The organism is Nostoc sp., assembly GCF_054880495.1.
In genome coordinates, this window is the sequence record NZ_JBTYKD010000212.1 from 1 (window position 1) to 10,360 (window position 10,360).

Below are 10,360 nucleotides of genomic sequence, written 5' to 3' on the forward strand. Positions count from 1 at the left end.
ATAAACCACGTCTATCTTGAAACCTGTAGTTCTTCGGTGATCAAAAGGATTTGCCCTCATCCCCCAACCCCTTCTCCCAGATTTGGGAGAAGGGGAGCCAGAATTTCAAAGTCCCTCTCCCATATCTGGGAGAGGGATTTAGGGTGAGGGCAAAAACTACGGTTCTCAAGATAGATGAGGTTTAGTATGATATTTATTAAAAATTCTGTAAAATAAAAAATAAATTTGCAGTGAAATTACTCTGATAACTTTCAATTAGTACGTTAATAGCTGTATTATCTTGATGTCATACTACGGTTAATCAAGTAATTTTTATGAAATATGCACAAAAATTCGCAGTGTCTATTTTTGGAGCAGCTTTTATTGCCTTGGGCACAGGGCAAATAGCGCAAGCAGTGCTATTAGTTGAATCAGAGTCAGCCGTAGTAAATCTTGATGCTAAAAAAGTGTTATTCACGATAAATTTTAATAAGGTGCCAAACTTTTTCACAGTTGACAAATTTAATAGGCAAACCAACTCTTTCCAATACTTTATCGATCCGCATGGGGAATTGCCTATTGTGAATGCATCCTCTATCTATAGTAACTTTTCCTCAATTATTCGCGGAGATGAAATTCCGGTTGCAGGTGACGTGAGGATACGTGATGTTTTTTCAGTTGGCCCATCGGAACCAAATTCAGGCGGCTGGGGTAAGATTCGGGGTTCAGTACCATACAGCCTCGATGGCACTGTCTTGAAATTTTCAACACCTCTGCAACTTATTGGAGATTCAGATGGCGTGTTTAGCTACCAGTTGCTTTTAACTGACTTTGGTAGCTGGAATGGGATTATAAACGAAAGTAAGTCTATTATTACCAGTGTTCCCGAACCTAATTTAGCATTGGGTGCATTAACTTTTGCAGCTTTAAGTGTAGGCTTACGGCTCAAACGTAAACATAAATGAGCCTCCAGTCCGGTAAATCAATACGGTTTAGCACCCCGCCACCCGTGCAAAATGGGCATAGTAAACAATCCCCACGCCAAACCCGTAATCAACCCAAAAGGCGTAACTAGATAGTTATTAAAACTCCACAAACTAAAAACCTGTGCTGCCAATTCCAAAGGATAAGCCATCATCAGCACACTTGCGATCGCCACACCACTCCAGCCATACTGATTTAACCAGTAAAATCCCTTACCACTAGTTAGCCCATACAGCAGGCGAGTAATCAGCAAACCCGTGACAGTGCCATAGCAACGCATACACACAGCCATCATAAACGGTGGTGCTAAATCTAACCCCATAGTTGGTTGCGGACATACATGATTACCCATGAAATAAATGATGTCCGCAATTTCCCCAAGCAAATATACCCCAGACGCAGCCAGAAAGGGAGCAATTGGCGGGCCAAAAACCATCCCTACCAACATAAAATCAGCAATCAAACTGACCCAATTAACCTGCAACTCTTCACTGAAAGCTACTCTTGTCATTCCCTTTCTTCGCGCCCTCTGCGCCTTTGCGGTACCCTGCGGGAAGCCCTACGGGTTCGCCAGTTCCTTTATGCCGGGGAACCCGTCCACCGCACTGGCTCACCGTTTCACGTCTATGTATTCTTAACCTACCTTATTAACATAGGGACTTGTCAACTTATCCAACTGCTGAATCAACAGACTGAGGAACAAACCTACATCCGTCACCACACCTACTGATTCCACAGAACCGCGATCGCTTAACTTAGTCACCACAGCTGGATTAATATCTACACATACCATTTTCACCCCAGCCGGAGTCATATTCCCCACTCCAATGGAGTGCAGCATCGATGATAGCATCAAAATCATCTCCGTGCCTTCTAAGTGTTTAGCGTATTCCTGCTGTGCTTTAATCAAATCCATTTGGGTATCAGGCAAAGGTCCGTCATCCCGAATCGATCCAGCAAGGACAAAAGGTATATTATTGTGGACACACTCATACATCACGCCACTTTTAAACGCCCCCGCCTCCACAGCTTTCGGAATGCTGCCATAACGACGGATAGTATTAATTACCTTCAGGTGATGGCGGTGTCCACCACGGACGGCGACACCCCGCTTCATGTCTACACCCAAGGAAGTGCCCATGATATTTTGCTCAATGTCGTGAACTGCGATCGCATTACCACCCAGCAACGCCTGTACATATCCTTCTCGAATTAGTTGCGCCAAGTGTTCGCCGCCACCAGTATGAATCACCACCGGTCCAGCCGTGACAACTACCTTACCCCCGGCATCGCGGATTTTCCGCAATTCCCAAGCCACTTGCTCAACCACCAATTCCACGCGCCGTTCACTGGAAACCCCCGCCGACATAAAGCTAAATTCTTGAGTGCTGCGTTGTTCCCGCGATTCCGTTTTGCGGATGGTGCGGATACCTAACACGTCTACAATTACCTGTTCGCCAACTTCTAAATCGCGGAGTATTTTACACCGAGCGAGTAACCCATTGGCAGTTTGAGTAATCGCGATCGCGCCATCCATCCGTTGATTTTCCACCTTCACCCACTCACCATTAATGCGGACTTCGGTGGGATAAATCGTACTGACGTAGAAATCATCAGGCGCTACACCAGCTAGGATCACAGGCTCCAGTTTGGCATCTCGCTCATCATGGGGTAAATCTACAGCACCCAAATCAATCAACAGTGAAATGATTTCTTCCATCACCTCATGGGAAGGTGCTGATACCTTCACTTCGGCGGCTGAGGTACTTTGGCGCTGTTCTCCCAAGTTGAAATTCAGGACTTGGAAACTTCCCCCGGCATCTATAATTAAATCCAAAGCGTGGTTAATTAAGCCAGCGTCTAGCAAGTGTCCTTCCATCCGAATGACGCGGCTTTCTACCGAGACATTGGCATGAATTTCATCTCTAACTGGTTCTGTCACCCGCAGAGTTAAGCATTTAGCCGCGCCACCAGCTTTGAGAAATTCCGTAAGTGGCGTTTCCAGCACTTGGAAACCGGCATCTGCAAGGCGGGTTTTTAAAGCCTCACTCGCCTTGTTCATGATCACGATGCTCTCCACATTCACTGTATTACAAGCGAAGTTGACTGCATCAGCTTCTTCAATGGCAATTCGCTTTTCTGGTGCGACTCGTATTTCAATTAAGCGGTTGGAGTAGGAATCAAAAGCCCCCGGATAGTACAGCAAATAGCCATTTGCTAGGGGACAAAAGCAGGTATCCAGGTGATAGAAACGTTCATCTATCAGTCGTAGGGAAAGCACCTCAATATCCAGCCATTTAGCTAGATAAGGGTGAGAATCTAATTCCGAGCGGAAACCGTATCCTGCCCATAACCAGCGTCCTTCCCGATCCAGCAGTGCGTCCCCGGCTCCTTCAAAGGGCAAATCTTTGGGAAGTTCATTGACTGTATAACCATTTGCCTCAAACCATTGTTTGAAGAAAGGCTCCTCTCCCTGACGTTCTTTGTGTAAAAAGCGACTAAGGACGACGTTATTCCCTAGTACTAACCCAGCGTTGGCGGTAAAAACCAAATCAGGCCAGCCTTTTTCAGGTGGTACTAAGTCTACAATTGCGTGTTCTTTAAGGATCTGGTGTAGTCCTTGCCACTGTTGGACGGCGCGATCGCGCGATGATTTGTGAATATTCCCTTCCATCCAGGGATTAATCACATAGTCCACATCGTAGTGGTCAGGAGGACACATTAAAAAGCGAATACGGGAAGTCATAAAAATCTTACAAGCGTTTTAGATGCTACAAGCTTACTTTGAATACAGATTTTTAATTTACTGAGAATTTGGTAAAATCTGCTACTTAAGCTTCTATCTTTTGATAGTTGAAGGCTTTACAAGGGCTTCATTCTTAATTCTATTACGGAAGATGCGAATAAGTAGAGAAGGTGGCAAAATGACATGGATCTGCCGGACATGACTGTTTCTAGTAGTGCTGAGTCAGTCCGCTCTTAGCTTGCGGGTGGATGGGAAATTTAAAGAGATGGATGTACTGGGATAAATGCTGCTTTTAGCTTCTGGGTGCAGGAGCAGAGCGGAAAGCTCATACTTAAAAGTACTTCAGTGTTGAATCCAGGACTTAGGCAAACAATAACTGAAAAGAATGATTTTTAGGTAGGGGCAATTCATGTAGCTTTAGCTGACCGCAGGGTATTGCCCCTACAGGGTATAGTTTTGCGTAAGTCCTACAATCATTGTTGGATAGCGGCTGTAATTTTTGGATGGCAAGAGTTTTCAATAAATACTTGTAGCGTGTGGCAATACGTATTAGAGTAACATTGTAACCCAAATGACTGCTAGAAAAGGATTCTGGCGATCAATCAGAAGAAAATTTTACCACCTTTTATAAAGGCTTTGAGGAGATTGAAAACTGCATGAAAAAGCAATTGTCCCAGAACTGGCTTATTTCTAAATCTTGGTTACGTTTTTTAATCATTATTCTATTAGTAATAGGTGTATTTTTTCGCTTCGTCAATCTTGACAAAAAAATTTATTGGGGTGATGAAGTTTTCTCATCATTACGCATCTCTGGCTATACACAGTCAGAAATGAAAGAGCAGTTAGGTAATGGTCATTTGATCAGCATAGAAGAGTTGCATAAATACCAGTATCCCAATCCTGAAAAAAACACTGCTGATACAATTAAAGGGGTTATTTTAGAAGACTCGCAGATTTTGCCGCTATACATCTTGATGACCCGATTTTGGGTAGAATTGTTTGGGAATTCTGTAGCAGTGACAAGAAGTTTTTCGGCATTCCTGAGTCTGCTCACCTTTCCTTGTCTTTATTGGCTATGTAAAGAATTATTTGGGTCTTCACTAATCGGGTGGACAGCGATCGCCTTGGTAGCCGTTTCACCTATTCATGTCGTCTATGCCCAAGAAGTAAGAGCATATAGTTTATGGATAGTAACCATTTTAATATCGAGCGTAGCACTGCTGCGAGCCATGCGCCTTAAAACAAAGATTAGTTGGTGCATTTATGCAATAACATTATCACTAGGGTTTTATACTCATCTATTTTTTACCTTGGTTGCTTTTGCACAGGGAATTTATGTAATTGCAATCGAACGCTTCCGATTGAGTAAAACATCGATTTATTATCTGCTATCATCGCTTGCGGGGTTTATAAGTTTTGTACCTTGGATTTGGATTATTATTACTAACCCTCAACCAGAAGCAGTAGATTGGACGAATACTAAACAAACATTATTTGCCTCAGTTACAAGGTGGGCTGGGATTTTCAGTCGGACTTTTCTTGATTTAGGTATTAGCCCCAGCGACCCAGGAAAACTTAAGATTGCATTAATTCCTTTTATTTTGATTATTTTAGTTTTAATGGTCTACTCAATTTATTTTATCTGTCGAAGAAGCTCTAAAGAAGTTTGGTTATTTGTCTTAACCTTGATTGGATCTGTAGGGATTCCCCTACTGATAGCGGATTTTGTCTTTCAAAAGCGATACGCTACTAGTCGATATACACTTCCCTCGGTTTTAGGTATACAGTTAGCTGTTGCTTATCTATTTACTACTAAAATCACGTCTATTTCTACTAAAGTTTGGCAAAAAAAGCTCTGGTCACTTGTAGCGTTCGTCGTAATTATCAGCGGAGTTACATCTGGTCTGATCCAGTCTCAAGCCCAGATTTGGTGGAACAAATTACCTGAAAAATACCAAGAATATCCTAAAATTGCTAACATTATTAGTCAAGGAAATAAACCGCTTTTAATTAGTGATACTGATAACATACTTCCACCAATACAAATGCTGGGTTACTTAGTTGATCCAAAAGTCAAATTTCAAATTGTAGATAAAAATCATTTACCAGAGATTACTAATGGTTTTACTGACATATTCTTGTTCAATCCCTCAGAGTTCTTAAAAGCTGGAATTGAGAAAATTTATAACTCAAAGTTACAGCAGATAAACGACCTTATATGGAAAATAACAAAATCCACTTAAGAGGATGTTTGAAAAGTATTTTTGGTAATACCAATTCTATGTGAGGCTGCGCTTTATTCATGTAGGAGCAATTCATGAATCATTGGTGTCAACTTAGCGTAGAAGTTAGGCAAGGCAAGCTTTCGAGGTTTGACCCTCACAAGAACAGCCCCTCTCCCAATTTTGGGAGAGGAGCGGGAGCAAATTCTCTAGTTCCCCTTCTCCCAAGTTGGGAGAAGGGGTTAGGGGATGAGGGCAAAATGTCTTCTCAAAGCAGATTTTTTCTTAAGTTGACACCAATAGTCTTATCCGAACCGTATTGGGGGTACGCGGACTCGGTCTTTGTGGCGCTAACATAAAAAGATACAGGCGCATCTAGCGGTTGGGAGACTGCAAGACGGAAATTAAAAGCAGACAGTTGGCATTTAAATATCGCTCAGAGATTAAAAATTAATATTAATTAGCCTAATAACTGGCACAATTAGAGCCAAAATATACTTTAATTAAATTCGTGATTTAAGTATATACTTATATGGCTGCGGCTTATGTCATTGCCTCTTGACCACCCGCTAAAATTTGAAATCAGACTGCCATCTTCCCATCCTCAGTTATTAGAAGGACTAGATATATGGCTGCACTTAGGTTTAATATCCGATACCCAAGTTAGGCAGCTATGCCGAGAGTTTCTGGTGTGTGCTGTGGTGTTGCAACCCCAGGAGGAAGCTGAGACAAAACTAGCGTTTGTTACTTCCGACGCGGGGGAGCAATTGCCCGTAGCAGCTTTACAATCTAGTAGCCGTAGACAACCGCAACAAAAACCAGCTAAACCAAACTTGATTAGCGCAATGTTCCAGTCCTTGGGGGCAGAACTGAGTGTGCGTTGGCTGCTTTTTTTAGGGGTATTTCTGGTAGTGGTGTCCTCTGGGGTACTGGCTGCGAGTCAGTGGGAGAGGTTTCCGGCTTCTGGACAGTATGGAGTTTTATTTGCTTATACTTTGAGTTTTTGGGGGTTAAGCTTTTGGGCGACTAGGCAAAGCAACCTCAGATTAACGGCTCAGACATTGCTGATTGTCACCCTTTTGTTGGTGCCGGTGAACTTTTGGGCAATGGATAGCTTTCGGTTGTGGCAAAATCCTCTGAATTGGATTGTAGTTGCGATCGCCTGTCCTACCCTGACTGCTATAACTGTTTTACTCTCCAAAAATCGGACTATTTTTACAAATTTACATACAGGCATTTTACCTCTAGCAAATATTTTGGGGCTGAGTTATCTGCATTGGGGTTGGCAATTAAGAGGATTTCCCTTGATTGCCGTTTATATAGCAATGATTGGTACAACTATCATTACCGTTTATCACAATCTTTACCAACAGCTTAATCCGATCAGCGACGAAGATCGGCGCGATGTCTACGACGGGCTACGCCTACGCCTACGCCAGAAATTAAGTATTGGTTTGCCTGCTGCCGTAATTATTTATGCCTTGATAGTGTTGTTAGTGCGAGCGATTTTTGTTGTCGGGGTAGATGTCACGCAATTGGGGTTAGCTATTGGCATTTGCGGCTGGTTAGTGACTTGGTTAGCACAGAGGGGAGCAGAAGAAGTAACAGTAATATTCTCCACATCCCCCCCATCCCCCTCATTCCCCTTACTCTGGGAAAAACTCGGTGGCATTTTACTCTTCCTGGGTTGGCTGGTTTCAGTAGTGAGTTATCCTTGGCATGCGATCGCTGTAAGTGGTTTGGGTTTGTGGTATGTAGGAAATCGCTTGTGGCGGCACAGTTTCAAGGTAGACTTCGCGGCGGTTTTTGTCATCGGCTTACAGACGATTTGGCTTTTTTGGCGGTTAGTACCTGATAACTTCCAGAAATGGGCGATCGCAACTGGCACCCAACTTACCAATTCTCAAAATGAACCTGGGGCTTTGCTGGGTATAGCTTTATTTCCCTACGTAGTTTTGATGGTGGCGTTCACAGTTCGCCTCTATCGCCGCCAAAAGCGAGAAGTGGCTAAATTTGGCGAACTGCTCACCCTCTTATTGGGAGCTTTTTTAACAACGATCGCTTTCATAAATCCCACATTGCGATCGCTAAATCTGCTATTTTCTACAATTACTCTGGCATTTGTCACCCAACGCCGCTCCCCCTCATCCCTTCCCCTAGTATCTCTAACTCATATAATTGGGGTGCTGACATTTTGCTCTACCATTAATTGGCTTTTACCAAGTCTGAGTCAACAAGCCTGGGCAAGTATTTTATTAGCTCTAATGGTTGCAGAATGGGGATTTAGCGTCGAGGAAGGTTTATGGCGACGTAGTGCATGGGACATCGGTTTAGGACTATCCGCCGCTAGTTTTTTCTTATTGTGGATGAATGCAGAATCATCTTGGTATGGCATAGCTGATACCAAAGCTTATTGGGGAGTGTTATGGCTAGTTACGCCTTTAGCTCTCACAGGTGTTGCCAATTGCACACTTAGAGAGCGTCGGACTACTACCCGTTACTTAAGTGTCTTGGCTGTGGGAGTTGCCCAGCTACTTACTTTACAGCTACCAGGAACCAGATTAATCGGTTTGGCTGTAGCTACCGGGTTGATGTTCACAAATACGCGCTATCTGCGAAACCAAACATCTGCGGTAATTACAGAAGGATTTGCTCTGAGTTTCATTGGGGCACTATTATGGACGGGTGTACCTGGTTTACCTCGCCTGGCCTTAGCAGGTTGGTTTGTCGCCGGAGCGATCGCAACTCTCAGTCTATGGTTAGCGCGGACACTTCGGCACCGACGCGGTAACAAATTAGCAGTTATATATGCAGCCGCCAGTGATCAATGGGCGATCGCCTTGTGTGGTTTTCAGTTGTTGGGTTTGACGCTGCATTCAGTGCTGATTTACCAAGGGTTTACTACTTCGGGATTTTTCTACTTAATTGCCACTACAATCACCTTGGCAGCCATTGTTTATCGCAGTTGGCGAGAACCGACAAATTGGGCATTTTATAGCATCGGTTGGTGTTTGGAATTGTTGACTGCCGAAGCGCTGGGATTTGGGGAACGTTCAACTGTTAAAATAGCGATCGCAAATATCGCTTTAGGTTTAATTGCTCAACTTCTTGGCGAGTGGTGGCGACGACGACATCAATTAGAAAGGCTTCCTAGCAGTTTTCACATTTTGCCATTAATTTATGCTGCATTTAGTGTATTGCTGCGTTTGCACACCTTCACCGAGTGGACAGGTTTGTATTCCTTGGGTGTAGCTTTAATTATCATTGGCGTGGGGCGACGGCGCGAGAACTTTAAACCCCTGCTGTATTTAGGAATCATTGGCGTATCCATTTCTGCTTATGAACTTTTGTTCTATCAAATATTACAAGTTTCAGGAGGAGCATTCGGTGATGGATTGATTGCCATGTCTGCCCTTGGCGCGAGTATCATGTATGCTTACCGCATTCTGTCGCCTTGGCTTGTCAGCTACTTACGTCTAACTCCCCAAGAACTGAAAAGAATTGCCCATACTCACTGGGTTTGGAGTAGCTGTTTATTAATGGCTGCGATTATTACTCCCATTGGAGTTAACCGTTTGGTGGGATTGGGAACGGGGGTATTTTTGATTCGTTATGCTATCTTTCAGGGACGAAATTCGCGCACTTCCCGCAGCATCTTCGGAGGAATCACAATAGGCCAGATGTGGGTTTACCTGGGCTTATTAGAAGTAGCCGGCATGAGGATTTATTGGCGGGAGACAGCAGTGGGAAAATTTTGGGCTGGAACCTTAGTTCCTTGGAATGGTGCGATCGCCTGTGTGGTAGCCTATTTTCTATACATCCTACCTTGGGAAAGTTGGGGTTGGTCTAAAAGACCTTGGCAACAAGCTGCATACATCATACCACTGATCATTTTATGGGAAACCAGACTGCGAACTTACCCCATTACCTTGCTACTCGCAGCTGGATTTTACATCTTCCTGGCAAAGGTGGGTGAAAACATCCGTTTTACCTATATTAGTGTGCCGTTGATTAATTGGGCGCTTTACCGTTGGTTTAATTCCTTACATCTAAGTGATGCTTTGTGGTATGTAACACCCATTGGATTATCACTGCTTTATATTGCTCAAGTCGATTCTCAACTAAGACTACCAGAATACAAAACATCTCGTCATATTCTGAGAGTGCTAGGTAGTGGTTTAATTTGTGGGTGGGCAATTTTATTTGAGCAAAACACACCCTGGATACCTGGAATTTTCAGCCTCATCGCCATTTTTGTTGGATTAGCTTTGAGAGTGCGGGCTTTTCTCTACATTGGTACAGCCACTTTTTTAATTACTACAATCTATCAATCGGTAATTTTCAGTTTGCAGTACTCTTTCTTAAAATGGGTTATTGGCTTGCTCGTTGGCATTTTACTAATTTATATCGCCGCCAACTTTGAAACCCG

At 43.5% G+C, this 10,360-nt stretch carries 5 protein-coding genes; 3 read left to right on the forward strand and 2 right to left on the reverse strand.

Annotation, left to right across the window (positions count from 1 at the left end):
- Positions 1 to 314: 314 nt before the first annotated feature.
- Positions 315 to 944, forward strand: a complete 630-nt coding sequence (locus ACYTXL_RS19600; protein ID WP_461926204.1) for a hypothetical protein — start codon at positions 315 to 317, stop codon at positions 942 to 944.
- 17 nt (positions 945 to 961) lie between these two features.
- Here ACYTXL_RS19600 and ACYTXL_RS19605 read toward each other — a convergent pair whose 3' ends face one another.
- Both ACYTXL_RS19605 and argZ read right to left on the reverse strand, forming a co-directional pair.
- A complete protein-coding gene (locus tag ACYTXL_RS19605; RefSeq protein WP_461926205.1) occupies positions 962 to 1,474 on the reverse strand; it encodes a DUF2085 domain-containing protein in 513 nt (170 codons plus the stop codon).
- 123 nt (positions 1,475 to 1,597) lie between these two features.
- Positions 1,598 to 3,709 (reverse strand): bifunctional arginine dihydrolase/ornithine cyclodeaminase, encoded by a 2,112-nt coding sequence (gene argZ / locus ACYTXL_RS19610; protein WP_461926206.1) that lies wholly within the window; start codon positions 3,707 to 3,709, stop codon positions 1,598 to 1,600.
- Positions 3,710 to 4,365: 656 nt separating this feature from the next.
- Between argZ and ACYTXL_RS19615 the strand changes: the two genes are divergently transcribed.
- Positions 4,366 to 5,952, forward strand: a complete 1,587-nt coding sequence (locus tag ACYTXL_RS19615; RefSeq protein ID WP_461926207.1) for a glycosyltransferase family 39 protein — start codon at positions 4,366 to 4,368, stop codon at positions 5,950 to 5,952.
- A gap of 524 nt (positions 5,953 to 6,476) precedes the next feature.
- A partial coding sequence (locus ACYTXL_RS19620) for a DUF2157 domain-containing protein (protein ID WP_461926208.1) occupies positions 6,477 to 10,360 on the forward strand: 3,884 nt, incomplete at its 3' end.

Bases quoted from the DNA above. Each gene is read 5' to 3' on its own strand.
- ACYTXL_RS19600 (WP_461926204.1), top strand. From the start codon at position 315: ATGAAATATGCACAAAAATTCGCAGTGTCTATTTTTGGAGCAGCTTTT.
- ACYTXL_RS19605 (WP_461926205.1), bottom strand. From the start codon at position 1,474: ATGACAAGAGTAGCTTTCAGTGAAGAGTTGCAGGTTAATTGGGTCAGT.
- argZ (WP_461926206.1), bottom strand. From the start codon at position 3,709: ATGACTTCCCGTATTCGCTTTTTAATGTGTCCTCCTGACCACTACGAT.
- ACYTXL_RS19615 (WP_461926207.1), top strand. From the start codon at position 4,366: ATGAAAAAGCAATTGTCCCAGAACTGGCTTATTTCTAAATCTTGGTTA.